This window comes from Symbiopectobacterium sp. RP, assembly GCF_050472005.1.
Lineage (GTDB): Bacteria > Pseudomonadota > Gammaproteobacteria > Enterobacterales > Enterobacteriaceae > Symbiopectobacterium.
Window position 1 is genome coordinate 1,039,578 of the sequence record NZ_JBGOGS010000002.1, and the last position, 19,539, is coordinate 1,059,116.

The 19,539-nt window shown below is 48.6% G+C and carries 14 protein-coding genes, 1 tRNA gene, 3 rRNA genes and 7 pseudogenes; 5 read left to right on the top strand and 20 right to left on the bottom strand.

The genetic code is table 11. The features are described 5' to 3' along the window. Positions 1 to 356 precede the first annotated feature (356 nt). Together ACD630_RS24310 and ACD630_RS24315 are read left to right on the top strand one after the other, a co-directional pair. A complete protein-coding gene (locus ACD630_RS24310) occupies positions 357 to 695 on the top strand; it encodes an FMN-binding protein (RefSeq protein WP_430360928.1) in 339 nt (112 codons plus the stop codon). Positions 696 to 727: 32 nt separating this feature from the next. Then, positions 728 to 928 carry an IS630 transposase-related protein gene (locus ACD630_RS24315; RefSeq protein WP_430360929.1) on the top strand — a complete coding sequence of 67 codons (201 nt, stop codon included), beginning with the start codon at positions 728 to 730 and terminating at the stop codon, positions 926 to 928. Between the two features lie 44 nt (positions 929 to 972). Here the strand turns inward: ACD630_RS24315 and ACD630_RS24320 are convergent. Beyond that, positions 973 to 1,641: pseudogene (locus tag ACD630_RS24320) on the bottom strand (IS5 family transposase); the annotation flags it as partial. A 55-nt stretch (positions 1,642 to 1,696) separates the two neighbouring features. Between ACD630_RS24320 and ACD630_RS24325 the strand changes: the two are divergent. After that, the gene (locus ACD630_RS24325; RefSeq protein WP_430360930.1) at positions 1,697 to 1,888 is read left to right on the top strand and encodes a transposase; all 192 of its coding nucleotides are present in this window, start codon (positions 1,697 to 1,699) and stop codon (positions 1,886 to 1,888) included. Beyond that, positions 1,813 to 2,019 carry a hypothetical protein gene (locus ACD630_RS24330; protein ID WP_430360931.1) on the top strand — a complete coding sequence of 69 codons (207 nt, stop codon included), beginning with the start codon at positions 1,813 to 1,815 and terminating at the stop codon, positions 2,017 to 2,019. Before ACD630_RS24325 ends, ACD630_RS24330 begins: the two co-directional genes overlap by 76 nt. 72 nt (positions 2,020 to 2,091) lie before the next feature. Here the strand turns inward: ACD630_RS24330 and ACD630_RS24335 are convergent, their stop codons facing one another. The 13 genes and pseudogenes from ACD630_RS24335 to ACD630_RS24395 form a co-directional block, all read right to left on the bottom strand. After that, entirely contained in the window at positions 2,092 to 3,474 is a 1,383-nt protein-coding gene (locus ACD630_RS24335; RefSeq protein WP_430361274.1) for an amino acid permease, read from the bottom strand. A 114-nt stretch (positions 3,475 to 3,588) separates the two neighbouring features. Then, a pseudogene (locus ACD630_RS24340) lies at positions 3,589 to 3,832 on the bottom strand (YebO family protein). A 99-nt stretch (positions 3,833 to 3,931) separates the two neighbouring features. Next, on the bottom strand, positions 3,932 to 4,096 hold the full coding sequence (locus ACD630_RS24345) for a hypothetical protein (protein WP_430360932.1): 165 nt from the start codon (positions 4,094 to 4,096) through the stop codon (positions 3,932 to 3,934). Beyond that, positions 4,071 to 4,490, bottom strand: a complete 420-nt coding sequence (locus ACD630_RS24350; RefSeq protein ID WP_430360933.1) for a GNAT family N-acetyltransferase — start codon at positions 4,488 to 4,490, stop codon at positions 4,071 to 4,073. Before ACD630_RS24350 ends, ACD630_RS24345 begins: the two co-directional genes overlap by 26 nt. A 402-nt stretch (positions 4,491 to 4,892) precedes the next feature. Continuing rightward, positions 4,893 to 5,684 (bottom strand): DNA-binding transcriptional regulator KdgR, encoded by a 792-nt coding sequence (gene kdgR / locus ACD630_RS24355; protein ID WP_430360934.1) that lies wholly within the window; start codon positions 5,682 to 5,684, stop codon positions 4,893 to 4,895. 334 nt (positions 5,685 to 6,018) lie between these two features. Further along, positions 6,019 to 6,161, bottom strand: a pseudogene (locus ACD630_RS24360) (oligogalacturonate lyase family protein); the annotation flags it as partial. 244 nt (positions 6,162 to 6,405) lie between these two features. Further along, positions 6,406 to 7,479: an IS481 family transposase gene (locus tag ACD630_RS24365; RefSeq protein WP_430360935.1), complete on the bottom strand. Its 1,074-nt coding sequence runs from the start codon at positions 7,477 to 7,479 to the stop codon at positions 6,406 to 6,408. A 313-nt stretch (positions 7,480 to 7,792) separates the two neighbouring features. Beyond that, positions 7,793 to 8,101 (bottom strand): hypothetical protein, encoded by a 309-nt coding sequence (locus ACD630_RS24370; RefSeq protein WP_430360936.1) that lies wholly within the window; start codon positions 8,099 to 8,101, stop codon positions 7,793 to 7,795. A 720-nt stretch (positions 8,102 to 8,821) separates the two neighbouring features. After that, positions 8,822 to 9,334 carry a DNA-3-methyladenine glycosylase gene (locus tag ACD630_RS24375; RefSeq protein WP_430360937.1) on the bottom strand — a complete coding sequence of 171 codons (513 nt, stop codon included), beginning with the start codon at positions 9,332 to 9,334 and terminating at the stop codon, positions 8,822 to 8,824. A 3-nt stretch (positions 9,335 to 9,337) separates the two neighbouring features. Beyond that, a complete protein-coding gene (locus ACD630_RS24380) occupies positions 9,338 to 9,559 on the bottom strand; it encodes a hypothetical protein (RefSeq protein WP_430360938.1) in 222 nt (73 codons plus the stop codon). A gap of 114 nt (positions 9,560 to 9,673) precedes the next feature. Continuing rightward, a pseudogene (locus ACD630_RS24385) lies at positions 9,674 to 10,228 on the bottom strand (Rpn family recombination-promoting nuclease/putative transposase). Positions 10,229 to 10,424: 196 nt separating this feature from the next. Further along, positions 10,425 to 11,520, bottom strand: a pseudogene (locus tag ACD630_RS24390) (IS256 family transposase); the annotation flags it as partial. Positions 11,521 to 11,579: 59 nt separating this feature from the next. Further along, positions 11,580 to 12,588: pseudogene (locus ACD630_RS24395) on the bottom strand (IS481 family transposase). Between the two features lie 58 nt (positions 12,589 to 12,646). Here ACD630_RS24395 and ACD630_RS24400 point away from each other — a divergent pair. Next, on the top strand, positions 12,647 to 13,570 hold the full coding sequence (locus ACD630_RS24400; protein WP_430360939.1) for an IS5 family transposase: 924 nt from the start codon (positions 12,647 to 12,649) through the stop codon (positions 13,568 to 13,570). Here the strand turns inward: ACD630_RS24400 and ACD630_RS24405 are convergent. From ACD630_RS24405 to ACD630_RS24430, 6 genes and pseudogenes are all read right to left on the bottom strand, one after another. Next, entirely contained in the window at positions 13,538 to 13,684 is a 147-nt protein-coding gene (locus ACD630_RS24405) for a hypothetical protein (RefSeq protein WP_430361324.1), read from the bottom strand. The two genes, ACD630_RS24400 and ACD630_RS24405, sit on opposite strands and share 33 nt — an antisense overlap. Before the next feature lie 102 nt (positions 13,685 to 13,786). Beyond that, a pseudogene (locus ACD630_RS24410) lies at positions 13,787 to 13,906 on the bottom strand (IS256 family transposase); the annotation flags it as partial. A gap of 127 nt (positions 13,907 to 14,033) precedes the next feature. Further along, positions 14,034 to 14,149 (bottom strand): 5S ribosomal RNA (gene rrf / locus ACD630_RS24415). A 114-nt stretch (positions 14,150 to 14,263) separates the two neighbouring features. Next, positions 14,264 to 17,170 (bottom strand): 23S ribosomal RNA (locus ACD630_RS24420). Between the two features lie 196 nt (positions 17,171 to 17,366). After that, positions 17,367 to 17,442 (bottom strand) — tRNA-Glu (locus ACD630_RS24425). 139 nt (positions 17,443 to 17,581) lie between these two features. Beyond that, positions 17,582 to 19,123, bottom strand: a 16S ribosomal RNA gene (locus tag ACD630_RS24430). The 16S, 23S and 5S rRNA genes sit together here with 1 tRNA gene alongside, the layout of an rRNA operon. Positions 19,124 to 19,539 lie beyond the last annotated feature (416 nt).

Below are 19,539 nucleotides of genomic sequence, written 5' to 3' on the forward strand. Positions count from 1 at the left end.
ACCAACCGTCGTTAAATTGGTACACTTGGCACAAAATCAAAACCCCACGAAACGTGGGATTAGTGACAAACTTCATGCTACCACCATTGGCAGGGATGAACCAGTCACTTACCACGTCCGTTAGTGCGTCAAATAACCGCTATTTTCCCACTTGTCATAACGTGTTTGTCTTACCGGTCACAAATTGCCCTACCATTATCATGGTCATGACCTCGTTTTGTTAAGCAGAACACTTTACTTAACTAAAGTCATCGGTACTCTTCAACCACTATTGGTGCCTGAAATTGGCCCCAACAGACAGATTATTTTATACATTTACACACAAATACACTGATAAGAATACTGAGGATGAAACCATGAAAATGAAGTTCATACCCATTGTTGTGGCAAGCCTTTTCGCTGTGGCTGTTCACGCTGTCGATGGTGCCATCAAAGATGGTACATACCGCGCTGAAACCGTTAATTTCGATGATAAAGGGTGGAAACCGTTTGTAGAAGTGACTTACAAAGACGGAAAAATTGCCGCCGTAAAATTTGACTACAACAGCCAAAAAGACGGTCATCTGAAAACCACTGATGTGGAATATAATAAGAAGATGAAGGCTGCAACAGGTGCGAACCCAGAGGAGTATACAGTCAAACTGGCTCAAGGATTGGTTGAAAAACAAAATCCAGAAAACGTTGATGGTGTATAGCTAAACGACTTAATTTTGATTACATCATTTAAATGAGCTATTCAATTGATTTTAAAGGTAAAGTGATATCTACACGGGAAGAAGAAGGGTTGAGTATCCGAGAAACAGCGAAGCAATTTCGGATTGGCCCTGCCTCTGTATCGCGTTGGATTAATCAAATAGCGTCAAAAGCATCGACCACGCGTCAGCGAAAGATCGATAAATCCGAGTTGATAAAAGATGGGCTTTGTTGAATAAATCAGAACTTGTAACGACTGCGCCCCATACGGGTCGATTGTTACGTGATGCGAATACTGTTCGGCATTCCTAATAGCGTGATCAGGTTAAGCGCTTTGACCATGGCCATGGCTTCACCCACCTGACCATCGTAGTCTCTCAGACTTAGATGACCACCCAGAAGCCTTTTGAACCGGAACATGGCCGTTTCAGCCACTGAGCGCCGGTGATAGCCCACTTTCTTTTTCCAGATATCGTTACTACCGCTAATGCGCTGATTTGCAACAGCGGGGTTACGCTCGTGGTAGCGATCTTGCCAATATTGCGCCCCCCTTCGTGGCGGGATAAGCGGCCTTATTTTCTTCCTCACCAGAGCATCATAGCAGTAAACTGTATCCTAAGCGCCGTCAGCCGATGCCTCTCTGATTTTCCGGTGGGTCTGGTTTATCAGCGCCGGTAGAGCTTGGGCATCAGTCGTACCACTGAGTGACAAATCCGCACAGATAATCTCATGCGTCACACTGTCTACTGCCAGGTGCAGCTTACGCCATACCCTGCGTCTGTCGGCACCATGCTGCCGGACTTTCCATTCGCCTTCGCCAAAGACCTTCAGGCCGGTTCCATCAATGACCAGATGTGAGATTTCACCACGGGTTGGCGTTTTTATGCTGATGTTCACTGTCTTTGCTCGCTTGCTGAGCAGCGAATAGTCTGGACAATGGAGCGACAATTCCTGGGTCACACAAGTCCTTATCCCAGTACTCCCTAAAAACAGGGTAATCGTGATGGAGAATGCAACTTTTCACAAAAAACATAACATTCAACAAGTCATCATCGATGCAGGGTATATGGTGGAGTATTTGCCTACATATTCGCCAGATCTTAACCCCATTGAGCACAAATGGGCACAAGCAAAAAGCAAAAAAAGAGAGAGCGGTTGCGATACAGAGATTTTGTTCTCAGTCCATATGGTGTAATCAAAATTAAGTCGCTTGGTCGCTTGGCTATAACTGGTGCCACCCACTCCAGCGAAGATTTTGTCGTGCTGGCGAATGCGGCAATTGCCAATGCAAAAGCAGGCAAGACCGACGTAGCGAAAGTCGAATAATACCTCACTGCACTTCATCGCCGGCGTTGACATGATGACACCGGCGATGAGAAGAAAACCCGCTTAATCCTGCTATTCTTTCACGCCATGCGCCAGCATTTCAGCCACTTTACGACGCTGAGACAGGTAAAAACCCAGCCAGATAAGGCCCACCCAAACCGGGATTAACAACACAGAAATCCGGATACCTGGAGTCATTAGCATGATGACCAGAATGGCAGCTAGGAAAAGTAAACACAGGTAGTTGCCATATGGATAAAAAATCGCCTTGAAATTGGCCAGTACGCCGCGCTGGTCCATCGCGCGGCGAAAACGCAGATGCGCCACACAAATCATGATCCAGTTAATCACCAGCGTTGATACCACCAACGCCATCAGGAGCTCAAAGGCCTTGCCGGGCATAACATAGTTAATCAGCACACCAATCGAGGTCGCCAGCGCAGAAAGCGCAATGGACCGGACTGGTACACCGCGCCCATTGACGCGGGACAACCAACGTGGCGCATTCCCCTGAGTGGCAAGGCCAAATAACATGCGGCTGTTGCAATAGACCCCACTGTTGTATACCGACAACGCCGCAGTCAACACCACTAGGTTCAGCACATTGGCGATAGCGTTGCTGTCCAAGGCATGGAAAATCATCACAAACGGGCTGCCGCCGCTGACCACGTTCTGCCATGGATAAAGCGACAGCAGGATACCGAGCGAACCAATATAAAAGATCAGAATGCGGTAGACGACCTGATTAGTCGCTTGCGGGATAGAACGCTTAGGATCGGCGGCTTCAGCGGCAGTGATCCCGACCAGTTCCAATCCACCGAAAGAGAACATGATCACCGCCATCGCCATCACCAGACTACTGATGCCGTGCGGAAAAAAGCCGCCATGCTGCCACAGGTTGCGTACCGTAGCCTGCTCTCCCCCCTGCCCGCTTAGCAGTAACCAGGAACCAAATCCAATCATGCCAAGGATAGCTAGGACTTTGATGATGGCAAACCAGAACTCGGTTTCACCATACACCTTCACATTCACTAGGTTGATGGCATTGATCAGTATAAAAAATACCGCCGCTGATACCCACGTGGGCACATCAGGCCACCAATATTGAATGTAGATCCCGACGGCAGTGAGTTCAGCCATGCCCACCAGGATAAACATTGCCCAGTAGTTCCAACCTGCGAGGAAACCAGCAAAGCTGCCCCAATATTTATAGGCAAAGTGGCTGAACGACCCTGCAACCGGCTCTTCAACCACCATTTCGCCCAACTGGCGCATGATCAGAAAAGCAATAATGCCCGCGACACCGTATCCCAACAGCACGGAAGGTCCCGCCATCTGAATGGTCTGCGAGATCCCTAAAAACAGCCCTGTCCCTATCGCACCGCCTAAAGCGATTAGTTGAATATGGCGATTCTTTAATCCCCGTTTTAATACCAGCTCACTCTCTACCGCCATGTTGTATTCACTTTTCCATTTGCTGTTTTTGATTATTGTACGCACATCGTCATGTTGGTTACCTGCGCTATGTAGAAGCAATACAGACGAGCGCCCAAGCTATTGCAGTCAGTCTTAGCGCTCGGGAATAACGTTGAACGCATCAAATTCTGGTGCGGATGCGGCCGATGGATGCAACACAGTTTCAGGCTCAGATGGCGTAACATCCGCAGTGGCAGGCGCTAACGACTGAAGCAACGCGGTTTGAATACGTTGCTGTTCCAAAATTTCTTGCAGCAAGCGGATCTTTGTCATTGGCACGGACACTGGCGCGATTAACAAAAAACAATACCAGCGTGGTAAACAGCACCATCAACATGATAAAAACAATCTGTAAAATATTCACAACAACCCCAACTCATACTCTCAACCCAAGCATATCCGGGTCATACTATCACTTCGTAGCCGCCCACGCCTATTACATCCTGCTCATGAACCTTCTTTCAGCAGAGACAGCCTGACGAAAAATACCTTCAAAAGTATAGCCAAGCGACATTATTTTGATAACAATTAGCTTTATTTTTTGCCACATATCAGGGCATTGGCTGTAATCATTTTTAAGTCGGTTGGCTATAAAACCCAAACGCAGAGCGGTGCGACGGTGCATTCAGGCTATCGCACTTCCACTCGTAGCGGCGATAGTGCAGTTGTTCGAAGACATAGCCCATCAGCAGAAAATGCGCTTCTGTCGCAAGTGGAGTACGCTTTAATGCAGAGGAAAAAGCGACAGAACCGACTTCGATAACACCGTTGTTCACATCAACGCGCATCAACGAGAATGTGCCCACCGCGTTATCGGTGCGTGTGTCGATAACCACATAACATTGGGTATCCTGCTGCTGTTCTACCGTGGTCAGATAAGCACGGTACTCATCCTTGTCACGAAACGGGCCGACAAACATATAGCCAAGCGATATTATTTTGATAACAATTAGCTGTATTTTTTTGGCAAATATCAGGGCATTTGCTGTAATCATTTTTAAGTCGGTTGGCTATATAGGTACAATCGCGGCCATCCGGTACGGCGGCGTAGGCGATAATATAAAGCGCATCGGCATGCCGTGCTACACTTAATGGTTCAAGCCGACAAAATCATGGTCACCCCCCATTTTTGCAACACTGATTTTTGACTAATGGTGGGCTTGCTTCAATCTATCCGGCGTCTCTGTGGGCGAGATGCCCGCGCCTCGATGAGTTCCGCGTCCGGTGAACGTGATACCCCTTGGGAACGCCCGCGCTGACCATAAAGGAAGCGCTTCGCCGACAGGTTGCCCATAGCCGTTCACATGCTCAGCCATTATTCTCATCCTCCAGATGTTAAAAAACCCACCGTCAGACAGGCTTTTTGAGAAGCAATCGTTTGTTCAGCGAAAGACGATTCAGAACGGATAATCGTGATAGCCCATCTGCTCGGAGATGTTTTTTGCTGCGTGATGCAACATGGCAACATATTCGTGCATGCTCTCTTCTGCAAAGCGAATGGTCGGGAATGAAATACTCAATCCAGCAATCACTACGCCGAAACGGTCAAAAACGGGCACAGCAATACAGCGCAAGCCTTCTTCCTGTTCTTCCTTATCTTCCCCATACCCCTGCTGGCGTACGGTATCGAGCAGAGGCAACAACTCCTCAGCGCTACCCACCGTATGCGGTGTGCTACAGGTAAACTCCACTTTGCTCAGAATTTCAACCACTTCGTCACGATCGCGCCATGCCAGCAACACTTTACCAATGGCGGTACTGTGCAGCGGGTTGCGACGACCAATGCGGGAATACATGCGCAGGTTGTACATGGAATCGATCTTGTGAATATATACGATACCATCTTCATCCAACGCACCAAGGTGCATAGTTTCTTTCGTCAGCGCGGACAATTCACGCATCTGAATATCCGCACTACGAATCAAATCTACGTTTTGCAACGCCTTGGCGCCCAGTTCGAACAACTTAAGCGTTAACGAATACTTCTCGGACTCGCCTTCCTGCGCGACATATCCCAAGGACTTCATCGTCTGTAAAAATCGGTACACTGTACTTTTAGACATCATGACGCGCTGAGAGAGTTCCGTAATACCGATCTCTCTTTCCTCACCTAATGCCTGCAAAATACCAAAAACTTTCAAAACGGACGACACGGAATCGGGCTGTTTATCTAAATTTGCAATAGCCATTTTTTTGGGTACCCTACTCAGTTTTTTTGTTTTAAAAAAATAGAACGATGGTTTTAGTATAAAGGGAACACGCTGATTATGGCAATGGAACAATAACGATAATCAAGGGACTTGCTTATTATTAAAGTTATTATACCCGTCACACTTCACATTATGGTGGCGTTAGCACCGCTCGCTTACCCGAATCACTTATCCCTATAAGCTTTTCGGACCTCACTCGTTTGCTGACGACCTTACTGCAACGCGAAATATTCAGGGCTTATTCTATTCGTCACCGGGAACATAGTGACGAATAGAAGAAACCCCATTCCGTTACCGGGATGGGGTTTTGGGGTTACTTCCAAACAGAATCAGGTACGGCAGCAAGATAAAGGGCTGGTTTGCCATCCACATCCGAGGTAAACAGGATGCGTTTATTGTCCGGCGTAAAGGATGGATGCGGGTGCGTTACCTGACGATCGCCTTCCAATATAGCCAAGCGACATTATTTTGATAACAATTAGCTGTATTTTTTTGCCACATATCAGGGCATTGGCTGTAATCATTTTTAAGTCGGTTGGCTATACAGGCTCTGGCTAACGAGCTGGCCAAAAATCTCAAAACCCCTGAGGATCTCAACCGAGCCTGTACACGAGATTGGGCTTTGTTGAATAAACATATTTTATGCTGCACCCCCGGTGAAACGACAGATCCTCGCAACGCAAAATCATGCAGTTAGGCCTCATAAGAAAACTGTAAACCTGAGGTGACAAGCATTTTCTACCAAAACTGGCTTGGCAAAACAGCATGACTCACTATTATTCAACAAAGCCATCGGCGTACGCCCGCAGCACATTTTTCCCTGATGAGTTCGCTCATTATTGTAATGCCACAACCAGTTGTCCAGATCTACCTGCAGGCTTTCCAGGTCTCCATATAACTTCTTGCCGAACGTAACCTGATAAAAATCCTGCAAAATGGTTTTATGGAAGCGCTCACAGGTGCCGTTCGTCTGCGGAGACATCGCCTTCGTTTTCGTATGCTCGATATCGTTGATAGCCAGATAAAGCTGATAATCATGCTGCTCCACTTTACCACAGTACTCCGTACCCCTGTCGGTCAGTATTCTCAGCACCGGCAGTCCCTGTGCCTCGTAGAACGGGAGTACGCGATCATTGAGCAGGTCGGCGGCGGTGAGCGGTGTTTTATTCGTATACAGCTTGCAGTGTGCCACTTTCGAGTACGTATCCACGAACGTCTGCTGGTAGATACGGCCCACCCCCTTCAGATTGCCCACGTAGAAGGTGTCCTGCGAGCCCAGATACCCGGGATGTGCCGTCTCGATTTCACCGCAGGCCTCATCATCGTGCGCCTTCTTCTCCAGGGCTGCGATTTGAGCGTCGGTAAGGGCAATGCCTTCTCTGGCGACCTTTTCCTCAAGCGCCTTCAGGCGTTTACGGAAGTTCTCCAGGTCGTGTCGTTGCCAGATGGAGCGCACGCCGCTGCCGGAGATAAACACGCCTTTTTTACGCAGCTCATTACTGGTCCGGTGCTGCCCATGGGGCGGGAACTCAATAGCATAATCAACAACCGTGCGTTCAGTGGTTTCGTCGGCGCGGTTCTTCAGGTTCGGAACCCGGCGGTTCTGGTTAACCAGCGCATCAATGCCGCCTTCAGCAGCCAGTTCCTGATAACGGTAAAATGTATCGCGTGACACGCCCATGCTCTTGCAGGCTTTTGATACGTTACCGAGTTCTTCGGCGAGATTGAGCAGGCCGGCTTTGTGTTTGATAATGGGATTGTTAGTATGAAGCATGAGAGTTACCTCGCGTTTTGTTTAAGGATTAAACACCCATATCAAAACCGGTAACTCTCAACCTTTCAAGGTCCAGTGTCAGATCTAGTCGCGACTAATACACGTTATAGCCAAGCGACAAGTCAGCGACTATTGTGTTAAACTCTTTTTGGGCTTTGTTGAATAATAGTGAGTCATGCTGTTTTGCCAAGCCAGTTTTGGTAGAAAATGCTTGTCACCTCAGGTTTACAGTTTTCTTATGAGGCCTAACTGCATGATTTTGCGTTGCGAGGATCTGTCGTTTCACCGGGGGTGCAGCATAAAATATGTTTATTCAACAAAGCCCTCTTTTTGTTGTTATCTCCTTACCTTCTTCTGAATATCTTATTTTCAATTCAAAAGCGGCTCTTTGTTCTATGATGGCTTTCCATTCTCCTCTAGCAAAAAATTTAGGATTAACTGAATATTCATTCCCTCCCTCACTAAAAACAAACTCTTTTTTTACAAGAAGAGCCAACCTATTTCTTAAGGTTCCGTCTTTAATATCTAATTGTTCTCTCATTAATTTTCTGTATCTTGTTGAAAGAGTGATATATCCATCGTAATCAAGTTTGCGAAGCATCAAAAATAACACATTTTTCAATGATTCAGGGATGCTTATAAGTGAACAGGCTTTGTTAAATAAATAGATTTTATGCTGGCAGCCCAGCGAAACGACGGATCCTCACAACGTAAAATCATGCAGTTAGGCCTCATGAGAAAAGTGTACACCTGAGATGCACAAGCATTTTCAACCAAAACTGGCATGGAAAAACAGCATGATTACCTATTATTCAACAAAGCCAAGTGAGCATATATCATTTATATACATTTTCACATATTGTGGTTCCACTGAATAACAAGATAGTGTCGTTTTTGATTCAGATATGACTTCTACGGTACTTAAATCCAAAGTTTCTCGTTTATGTTCGTAGTATGCTGTTTTTATCTTTTTTTGTTTTTGCATAAACTATGTCCAATATATGTCACGTTTTATATAGTGACATTCTACACATCTAAGTGCACCCTGTCAATGAAGTACATTTGAACTCAAAATTAAATTACAAATATCACTTTTAAAAATAATAAATGTACCTTCATGAAGGTACGTTTATACCGCCATAGCGTGATAAGACCAGGAGAATTCCCTTATGTTATCTAGCTTCGGTTATCTTTAAAGGTAAAGTGTGTCAGGGTCGCTTTGACAGAACACTGGATATTCCGCTTCCTCGCTTTGGCTGTTCGTTCCTCGTCGCTCCGCTCCTGCGGTACGCCTCAGCCAAAGACTGCGGCGAGCGGTGAAAGTTAAATAAAATCATTTAATTTATCTTGTCTTAAAACGCCACAATTTATCAATGCCGACTTTTATTCCAATTCTTGGCGTCGCCATATGTTCTGGTATGTCCGTGGTATCATAAACGCAAAAATCATGCGATTGTGTTAAATCAATCTGGTTATTATATTTTGTGATATTTAATTGCTTGCAGAGTTTACCCGGTCCATCCAAAGAAAGACGCATCGGCTTCTCTAATTCAATACCTCGAATTAAAACTGCCGCTGGAAATCCTTCACGTTCGGTCACAATATTCAGGCAATGGTACATGCCGTAAATAAGATAAACATAAGAAAACCCGGCAGCACCAAACATGACCGCTGTTCGTGGCGTGTAGCCTCGCGCGGCATGGCAGGCTGGATCATCCTGCCCTACATAGGCTTCCACTTCGTTGATAACCCCATGATACTCTGCAAACTTTAAAACTTTTCCCAGCAAATCCTTTGCTACACGAAGCGTATCGCGCTCATAAAATGAGCGAGGTAAAATAGTGTTACTCGACATCTATTAATCCATCAGTGCATTAATCTCAGCATCAGACAGCCCCGTAGACATTTTGACAATCGCTCGGTCAACGCCGTTGGCTAGGAACTGCCTTGCCATGTCAATTTTTGCTTCATGGCGGCCTTTTTCTATGCCTCTCTGTTCACCAAGATGAATACCTTCCTCACAGCCTTTCAAAATGCCTTGTTGCTCGCCCTCTTGCCGTAGCTGTTCTGCAATGGTCATCACCACCTCCCGATAATCAGCTGCTCTTTCCGCAATCTGGTGCAAAAATTGCCTTGCATCAGAAGTATTTCCTCGTTCTACAATATAACAGATTAATCCTCGAAATAGCTCAGGCTACAATACCCACTGATTGAGCAAGGACGCTATCTCCTGACTTAACTCTAGCATATCGCGGGTACGGATATGCTTCATCACCAGCTCCATCAGGGCAACGTGCCGATGCGTGACTATCTCTTCGTCCGAGATAGCAGTCACATCAACCAGCGGGAACGCCTACGTATAGACAGACTTTGCCAGTTCTGGATCAGCAAAACAATCCAGCCAATGGGTACTGTAAGGATACGGCGAGGTTTTACCTTGATAAAACAGCAGTGGTATCACCACGGGCAAGGTATCGTTGCCCTGCTCAAGATGCCGCTGCATGGCGGCGACGGCATACCTTAACAGCCTGAACGCCATCAGCTTTTCGGGGCGGCTTTGGTGTTCTATTAGAGTATAGATATACCCCATTCCCGTTCTCGTCTGCACCGAATAAAGCATATCCGAACACTGGCTACGCAGGTCTCGCTCAATAAAGCTGCCGGATTCCATCGCCAGCGTACTAAGATCACACAATTGCTGAAGTTTTTCCGGTAAATGAATTTGTAGAAAATCCCTTGCAATCGTGATATCATCAAGTAATTATTCTAAATAAACCGTCATGGTTGGAAAGCATAGCCAACCGACTTAAAAATGATTACAGCCAATGTCCTGATATGTGGCAAAAAAATACAGCTAATTGTTATCAAAATAATGTTGCTTGGCTATATCTTTTTCATCAATGCAGTATACGAGCCTGTTTAAGATTTTGTGTAAATGCCTTTCCTCAGAAGTGACTGTCAAGGCGCTCACCGAACTCGATAATAAAGCGACTCATTGCCATACGCCAGTCCTATAAGGGCATCGTCCATTTCTGTGATGCCGCCTGGATTGCCAGCCATACGACCTTCTTCACCGAGTCATCAGTCGGGAACACCTTGCGTTTCTTGATTGCATGCCGGAGCACGCTGTTCAGTGATTCTATAGCGTTCGTCGTGTAGATTACCTTGCGAAGTTCCTGAGGGTACGAGAAGAATGTCGACAGGTTGGCCCAGTTTGACTGCCAGCTCCGGCTTATCTGCGGATAGCGGTGATCCCATGTCCCACCGAACGTCTCCAGCGCCTGAAGCGCGGCCTCTTCGGTTGGAGCCTGATACACTGCTTTGAGGTCGCGTGTTTACCGCCTTATAGTCCTTCCAGGCAACGAAGCGCAGACTGTTGCGCACCATGTGCACGATGCACAACTGGATGCGGGCTTCCGGGTAGACCGTGTTGATGGCATCCGGGAACCCTTTCAGGCCGTCCACACAGGCAATGAGGATGTCAGTCAGGCCACGGTTTTTCAGTTCTGTCAGCACGTTCAGCCAGAACTTTGCGCCTTCATTTTCGGCCACCCACATCCCCAGTAGCTCTTTCTGGCCTTCGATATTGATACCCAGCGCCAGGAACACAGACTTATTGATAACGCGGCTGCCCTGCCGGACTTTCAGAACGATACAGTCAAGGTAAACAATGGGATAAACCGCATCCAGGGGGCGATTTTGCCATTCAACAACCTGCTCCATAACGGCATCGGTGACCTTCGATACCAGGGCGGGTGAGACATCCACGTCATACAGTTCTTTGAACGCAGCGGCAATTTCGCGGGTGGTCATCCCTTTGGCATACAACGATAAAATCTGGTTATCCATCCCGGTGAACCGGGTCTGGTTCTTCTTCACCAGTTGCGGTTCAAAGGAAGCATCACGATCACGTGGTGTACGCAGTTCCAGCGGACCATCGCCGGTGGTAACAGTCTTTGTGGAGTAGCCATTGCGCGTGTTAGTTCCAGATTTGGACTGGTGCTTCTCATGCTCGAGGTGATGGTTCATTTCAGCATTAAGGTGTACTAGCTCAGACCTGATCTGACAGTTACCGATTATTTATACAGGTGTCTGTCAGATTACATCTGGTTCAGATTCTTTTCTGCCCAGATCCGTTTTCCATCGAGTAAAGTGGCCATCGGCATACGCCCGCAGCACATTTTTCCCTGATGAGTTCGCTCAGTATTGTAATGCCACAACCAGTTGTCCAGATCTACCTGCAGGCTTTCCAGGTCTCCATATAACTTCTTGCCGAACGTAACCTGATAAAAATCCTGCAAAATGGTTTTATGGAAGCGCTCGCAGATGCCGTTCGTCTGCGGAGACGTCGCCTTCGTTTTTGTATGCTCGATATCGTTGATAGCCAGATAAAGCTGATAATCATGCTGCTCCACTTTACCACAGTACTCCGTACCCCTGTCGGTCAGTATTCTCAGCACCGGCAGTCCCTGAGCCTCGTAGAACGGGAGTACGCTATCATTGAGCAGGTCGGCGGCGGTGAGCGGTGTTTTATTCGTATACAGCTTGCAGTGCGCCACTTTCGAGTACGTATCCACGAACGTCTGCTGGTAGATACGGCCCACCCCCTTCAGATTGCCCACGTAGAAGGTGTCCTGCGAGCCCAGATACCCGGGATGTGCCGTCTCGATTTTACCGCAGGTCTCATCATCGTGCGCCTTACTTCTCCAAGGCTGCGATTTGAGCGTCGGTAAGGACAATGCCTTCTCTGGCGACCTTTTCCTCAAGCGCCTTCAGGCGTTTACGGAAGTTCTCCAGGTCGTGTCGTTGCCAGATGGAGCGCACGCCGCTGCCGGAGATAAACACGCCTTTTTTACGCAGCTCATTACAGGTCCGGTGCTGCCCATGGGGCGGTAACTCAATAGCATAATCAACAACCGCGCGTTCAGTGGCTTCGTCGGCGCGGTTCTTCAGGTTCGGAACCCGGCGGTTCTGGTTAACCAGCGCATCAATGGCGCTTTCAGCAGCCAGTTCCTGATAACGGTAAAATGTATCGCGTGACACGCCCATGCTCTTGCAGGCTTTTGATACGTTACCGAGTTCTTCGGCGAGAGGCTTTGTTGAATAAATAGAACTTTTGGGTAATCATCGGAGCAGATCAACACAGTTGTTTCAAAATCAGGTCTCCATGGCAAAACAAAATTTTAAAATCACCAACTGGCCCTCTTATAACAAGGCCCTCAAGCAGCGCGCTTCTCTAACCGTATGGCTAGATAAATCAGCCATTGCTGCATGGACGGAAAAAAATACTACTGAACGGTGTGGACAACCGCTCCACTACTCAGATATGGCCATCACCACAGTCCTGATGATGAAACGCGTGTTTGGCCTTTCATTGAGGGCTTTACAGGGCTTTGTTGACTCGATTTTTAAACTGATTAAATTGTCGCTCCATTGTCCAGACTATTCGCTGCTCAGCAAGCGAGCAAAGACAGTGAACATCAGCATAAAAACGCCAACCCGTGGTGAAATCTCACATCTGGTCATTGATGGAACCAGCCTGAAGGTCTTTGGCGAAGGCGAATGGAAAGTCCGGCAGCATGGTGCCGAAAGACGCAAGGTATGGCGTAAGCTGCACCTGGCAGTAGACAGTGTGACGCATGAGATTATCTGTGCGGATTTGTCGCTCAGTGGTACGACTGATGCCCAAGCTCTACCGGCGCTGATAAACCAGACCCACCGGAAAATCAGAGAGGCATCGGCTGACGGCGCTTACGATACAGTTTACTGCTATGATGCTCTGCTGAGGAGGAAAATAAGGCCGCTTATCCCGCCACGAAGGGGGGCGCAATATTGGCAAGATCGCTACCACGAGCGTAACCACGCTGTTGCAAATCAGCGCATTAGCGGTAGTAACGCTATCTGGAAAAAGAAAGTGGGCTATCACCGGCGCTCAGTGGCTGAAACGGCCATGTTCCGGTTCAAAATGCTTCTGGGTGGTCATCTAAGTCTGAGAGACTACGATGCTCAGGTGGGCGAAGCCATGGCCATGGTCAAAGCGCTTAACCTGATCACGCTATTAGGAATGCCGAACAGTATTCGCATCACGTAACAATCGACCCGTATGGGGCGCAGTCGTTACAAGTTCTGATTTATTCAACAAAGCCTCGGCGAGATTGAGCAGGCCGGCTTTGTGTTTGATAATGGGATTGTTAGTATGAAGCATGAGAGTTACCTCGCGTTTTGTTTAAGGATTAGACACCCATATCAAAACCGGTAACTCTCAACCTTTCAAGGTCCAGTGTCAGATCTAGTCGCGACTAATACAATTAAGGGCAGCTTCAACGCTGATCTTTTTCAGCAGGCGATCAAACTGGTTGAGAGCGTCAGGGGTTTTGATATTTTTGGCCAGCTCGTTAGCCAGAGCCTGTAACTGTTTTTCGTCCATAAAGTAACCCGCTTTTGATGTTGGATTGAACATATCAAAATCAGGCAATTACACAATATCGTGTACAGGCTCTCCACGCACAGCAAAAAGGGCTGTCCTCTCGGACAGCCCCTTCGCTATATTTAAAGCCTGGCAGTTCCCTACTCTCACATGGGGAAGCCCCACACTACCATCGGCGCTACGGCGTTTCACTTCTGAGTTCGGCATGGGGTCAGGTGGGACCACCGCGCTATCGCTGCCAGGCATATTCTGTTTTATCTTACCCGTCCTCACGGACCAGCAAGACCAATCTGTCTACAAGCTGAACTTCACGAGTTCTGATTCTCTACACCAACACCAAAACACCTTCGGCGTTGTAAGGTTAAGCCTCACAGGTCATTAGTACTGGTTAGCTCAATGCATCGCTGCACTTACACACCCAGCCTATCTACGTCGTCGTCTTCAACGGCCTTTCAGCGTCCTCTAGGGACAAGGGAGAACTCATCTCGGGGCAAGTTTCGTGCTTAGATGCTTTCAGCACTTATCTCTTCCGCACGTAGCTACCGGGCAATGCCATTGGCATGACAACCCGAACACCAGTGGTGCGTTCACTCCGGTCCTCTCGTACTAGGAGCAACCCCCCCCAATTCTCCAACGCCCACGGCAGATAGGGACCGAACTGTCTCACGACGTTCTAAACCCAGCTCGCGTACCACTTTAAATGGCGAACAGCCATACCCTTGGGACCTACTTCAGCCCCAGGATGTGATGAGCCGACATCGAGGTGCCAAACACCGCCGTCGATATGAACTCTTGGGCGGTATCAGCCTGTTATCCCCGGAGTACCTTTTATCCGTTGAGCGATGGCCCTTCCATTCAGAACCACCGGATCACTAAGACCTACTTTCGTACCTGCTCGAGCCGTCACTCTCGCAGTCAAGCTAGCTTATGCCTTTGCACTAACCTCCTGATGTCCGACCAGGATTAGCTAACCTTCGTGCTCCTCCGTTACTCTTTGGGAGGAGACCGCCCCAGTCAAACTACCCACCAGACACTGTCCCCAGTCCGGATTACGGACCCAGGTTAGAACATCAAACATTAAAGGGTGGTATTTCAAGGTTGGCTCCATGCAGACTGGCGTCCACACTTCAAAGCCTCCCACCTATCCTACACATCAAGGCTCAAGGTTCAGTGTCAAGCTATAGTAAAGGTTCACGGGGTCTTTCCGTCTTGCCGCGGGTACACTGCATCTTCACAGCGAGTTCAATTTCACTGAGTCTCGGGTGGAGACAGCCTGGCCATCATTACGCCATTCGTGCAGGTCGGAACTTACCCGACAAGGAATTTCGCTACCTTAGGACCGTTATAGTTACGGCCGCCGTTTACTGGGGCTTCGATCAAGAGCTTCTCCTTGCGGATAACCCCATCAATTAACCTTCCAGCACCGGGCAGGCGTCACACCGTATACGTCCACTTTCGTGTTTGCACAGTGCTGTGTTTTTATTAAACAGTTGCAGCCAGCTGGTATCTGCGACTGCGCAAAGCTTCAGGAGCAAGTCCCTACACCTCGCACAGCGTGCCTTCTCCCGAAGTTACGGCACCATTTTGCCTAGTTCCTTCACCCGAGTTCTCTCAAGCGCCTTGGTATTCTCTACCTGACCACCTGTGTCGGTTTGGGGTACGATCCAATGTTACCTGATGCTTAGAGGCTTTTCCTGGAAGCTGGGCATCTGTTACTTCAGTACCGTAGTACCTCGTCATCACGCCTCAGTGTTTAATAGCAACCCGGATTTACCAAAGTCACCCACCTACACGCTTAAACCGGGACAACCGTCGCCCGGATGACATAGCCTTCTCCGTCCCCCCTTCGCAGTAACACCAAGTACAGGAATATTAACCTGTTTCCCATCGACTACGCCTTTCGGCCTCGCCTTAGGGGTCGACTCACCCTGCCCCGATTAACGTTGGACAGGAACCCTTGGTCTTCCGGCGAGCGGGCTTTTCACCCGCTTTATCGTTACTTATGTCAGCATTCGCACTTCTGATACCTTCAGCAAACCTCACAGTTCACCTTCAACGGCTTACAGAACGCTCCCCTACCCAACAACACTAAGTGTCGCTGCCGCAGCTTCGGTGCATGGTTTAGCCCCGTTACATCTTCCGCGCAGGCCGACTCGACCAGTGAGCTATTACGCTTTCTTTAAATGATGGCTGCTTCTAAGCCAACATCCTGGCTGTCTATGCCTTCCCACATCGTTTCCCACTTAACCATGACTTTGGGACCTTAGCTGGCGGTCTGGGTTGTTTCCCTCTTCACGACGAACGTTAGCACCCGCCGTGTGTCTCCCGTGATAACATTCTTCGGTATTCGTAGTTTGCATCGGGTTGGTAAGTCGGGATGACCCCCTAGCCGAAACAGTGCTCTACCCCCGAAGATGAATTCACGAGGCGCTACCTAAATAGCTTTCGGGGAGAACCAGCTATCTCCCGGTTTGATTGGCCTTTCACCCCCAGCCACAAGTCATCCGCTAATTTTTCAACATTAGTCGGTTCGGTCCTCCAGTTAGTGTTACCCAACCTTCAACCTGCCCATGGCTAGATCACCGGGTTTCGGGTCTATACCCTGCAACTTAACGCCCAGTTAAGACTCGGTTTCCCTGCGGCTCCCCTATGCGGTTAACCTTGCTACAGAATATAAGTCGCTGACCCATTATACAAAAGGTACGCAGTCACACCCCGAAGGATGCTCCCACTGCTTGTACGTACACAGTTTCAGGTTCTGTTTCACTCCCCTCGCCGGGGTTCTTTTCGCCTTTCCCTCACGGTACTGGTTCACTATCGGTCAGTCAGGAGTATTTAGCCTTGGAGGATGGTCCCCCCATATTCAGACAGGATAACACGTGTCCCGCCCTACTCATCGAGCTCACAACCTGTGCGTCTTCGTGTACGGGACTATCACCCTTTACTGTGCGACTTTCCAGACGCTTCCACTGACACACAAGCTGATTCAGACTCTGGGCTCTTCCCCGTTCGCTCGCCGCTACTGGGGGAATCTCGGTTGATTTCTTTTCCTCGGGGTACTGAGATGTTTCAGTTCCCCCGGTTCGCCTCATGCCACTATGTATTCATGACATGATAGTGCAACGAATTGCACTGGGTTTCCCCATTCGGGTATCGTCGGTTATAACGCTTCATATCAGCTTGCCGACGCTTTTCGCAGATTAGCACGCCCTTCATCGCCTCTGACTGCCTAGGCATCCACCGTGTACGCTTATTCACTTAACCTCACAACCCGAAAATGTCTCGGGTGTGAAAGCTTGAGAGAATCACAATATTGGTAGTGAGCCAATATTGCTCGTTTCAATTTTCAGCTTGTTCCAGATTGTTAAAGAGCAAATATCGTAAACACGACTCGTAAGTCATCTTTACGTTATTGTCGGTTGCGCAGAACCGGTGATAATGTCTTTCACTCATTATCGGTTGGCGTCCCCAAGGGGATTCGAACCCCTGTTACAGCCGTGAAAGGGCAGTGTCCTAGGCCTCTAGACGATGGGGACACGAAAACCCGATTAACTCAACTGCTCTAATCGGTTCGTATCAGCATGAGTCAGAGACTCATTCATCAACAGGTGCTTTTTGCTCAGCATTTTCATCAGACAATCTGTGTGGACACTTCACAGAATCAGTACCATCAGGTAAGGAGGTGATCCAACCGCAGGTTCCCCTACGGTTACCTTGTTACGACTTCACCCCAGTCATGAATCACAAAGTGGTAAGCGCCCTCCCGAAGGTTAAGCTACCTACTTCTTTTGCAACCCACTCCCATGGTGTGACGGGCGGTGTGTACAAGGCCCGGGAACGTATTCACCGTAGCATTCTGATCTACGATTACTAGCGATTCCGACTTCATGGAGTCGAGTTGCAGACTCCAATCCGGACTACGACGTACTTTATGAGGTCCGCTTACTCTCGCGAGGTCGCTTCTCTTTGTATACGCCATTGTAGCACGTGTGTAGCCCTACTCGTAAGGGCCATGATGACTTGACGTCATCCCCACCTTCCTCCAGTTTATCACTGGCAGTCTCCTTTGAGTTCCCGACCGAATCGCTGGCAACAAAGGATAAGGGTTGCGCTCGTTGCGGGACTTAACCCAACATTTCACAACACGAGCTGACGACAGCCATGCAGCACCTGTCTCAGAGTTCCCGAAGGCACCTTCGTATCTCTACAAAGTTCTCTGGATGTCAAGAGTAGGTAAGGTTCTTCGCGTTGCATCGAATTAAACCACATGCTCCACCGCTTGTGCGGGCCCCCGTCAATTCATTTGAGTTTTAACCTTGCGGCCGTACTCCCCAGGCGGTCGATTTAACGCGTTAGCTCCGGAAGCCACGCCTCAAGGGCACAACCTCCAAATCGACATCGTTTACAGCGTGGACTACCAGGGTATCTAATCCTGTTTGCTCCCCACGCTTTCGCACCTGAGCGTCAGTCTTCGTCCAGGGGGCCGCCTTCGCCACCGGTATTCCTCCAGATCTCTACGCATTTCACCGCTACACCTGGAATTCTACCCCCCTCTACGAGACTCTAGCTTGCCAGTTTTGAATGCAGTTCCCAGGTTAAGCCCGGGGATTTCACATCCAACTTAACAAACCGCCTGCGTGCGCTTTACGCCCAGTCATTCCGATTAACGCTTGCACCCTCCGTATTACCGCGGCTGCTGGCACGGAGTTAGCCGGTGCTTCTTCTGCGAGTCACGTCAATCAGCAAGGTTATTAACCTTGCTGCCTTCCTCCTCGCTGAAAGTGCTTTACAACCCGAAGGCCTTCTTCACACACGCGGCATGGCTGCATCAGGCTTGCGCCCATTGTGCAATATTCCCCACTGCTGCCTCCCGTAGGAGTCTGGACCGTGTCTCAGTTCCAGTGTGGCTGGTCATCCTCTCAGACCAGCTAGGGATCGTCGCCTAGGTGAGCCATTACCTCACCTACTAGCTAATCCCATCTGGGCACATCTGATGGCGTGAGGCCCGAAAGTCCCCCACTTTGGTCTTGCGACGTTATGCGGTATTAGCTACCGTTTCCAGTAGTTATCCCCCTCCATCAGGCAGTTTCCCAGACATTACTCACCCGTCCGCCGCTCGTCACCCAGAGAGCAAGCTCTCTTGTGCTACCGCTCGACTTGCATGTGTTAGGCCTGCCGCCAGCGTTCAATCTGAGCCATGATCAAACTCTTCAATTTAAAGTTTGATTTGCTTCTACTCGAGAAGCGATGCTCAAAGAATTATTACTGTCAGTTCGTAATGAATTAACTGTTGTTCACTCTTCAAGACTTTTATTTTTTTAAGCCCGAAGGCTTTACGATAAAGTCCTGTGAGTGCCCACACAGATTGTCTGATTAATTGTTAAAGAGCGTTGCCACATCTACCGTGGCGCGGGAGGGGCATACTACGCTGCACCGCTGAAAAGTCAACGTTAATTTTTTCAATTTCTCGTTTAACTTTCCGACTGTTACCGCAACTGCGTGTCGCTGTTGCCGTGTCAGTGGAGGCGCATTATAGGGAGTTCTTTCGCGCTGACAAGCGCTAAATGCAAAAAAAATTCCAAGCGCTTATTTTTAACACAACCACTCTGTATAAAAAAAGCGGCACGTCTGTG

Coding starts and splice junctions, on each gene's coding strand:
- ACD630_RS24310 (WP_430360928.1), top strand. CDS start 357: ATGAAAATGAAGTTCATACCCATTGTTGTGGCAAGCCTTTTCGCTGTG.
- ACD630_RS24315 (WP_430360929.1), top strand. CDS start 728: ATGAGCTATTCAATTGATTTTAAAGGTAAAGTGATATCTACACGGGAA.
- ACD630_RS24325 (WP_430360930.1), top strand. CDS start 1,697: ATGGAGAATGCAACTTTTCACAAAAAACATAACATTCAACAAGTCATC.
- ACD630_RS24330 (WP_430360931.1), top strand. CDS start 1,813: ATGGGCACAAGCAAAAAGCAAAAAAAGAGAGAGCGGTTGCGATACAGA.
- ACD630_RS24335 (WP_430361274.1), bottom strand. CDS start 3,474: ATGGCGGTAGAGAGTGAGCTGGTATTAAAACGGGGATTAAAGAATCGC.
- ACD630_RS24350 (WP_430360933.1), bottom strand. CDS start 4,490: ATGATTACAGCAAATGCCCTGATATTTGCCAAAAAAATACAGCTAATT.
- kdgR (WP_430360934.1), bottom strand. CDS start 5,684: ATGGCTATTGCAAATTTAGATAAACAGCCCGATTCCGTGTCGTCCGTT.
- ACD630_RS24365 (WP_430360935.1), bottom strand. CDS start 7,479: ATGCTTCATACTAACAATCCCATTATCAAACACAAAGCCGGCCTGCTC.
- ACD630_RS24375 (WP_430360937.1), bottom strand. CDS start 9,334: ATGTCGAGTAACACTATTTTACCTCGCTCATTTTATGAGCGCGATACG.
- ACD630_RS24380 (WP_430360938.1), bottom strand. CDS start 9,559: ATGACCATTGCAGAACAGCTACGGCAAGAGGGCGAGCAACAAGGCATT.
- ACD630_RS24400 (WP_430360939.1), top strand. CDS start 12,647: ATGGCAAAACAAAATTTTAAAATCACCAACTGGCCCTCTTATAACAAG.
- ACD630_RS24405 (WP_430361324.1), bottom strand. CDS start 13,684: ATGCTTCATACTAACAATCCCATTATCAAACACAAAGCCGGCCTGCTC.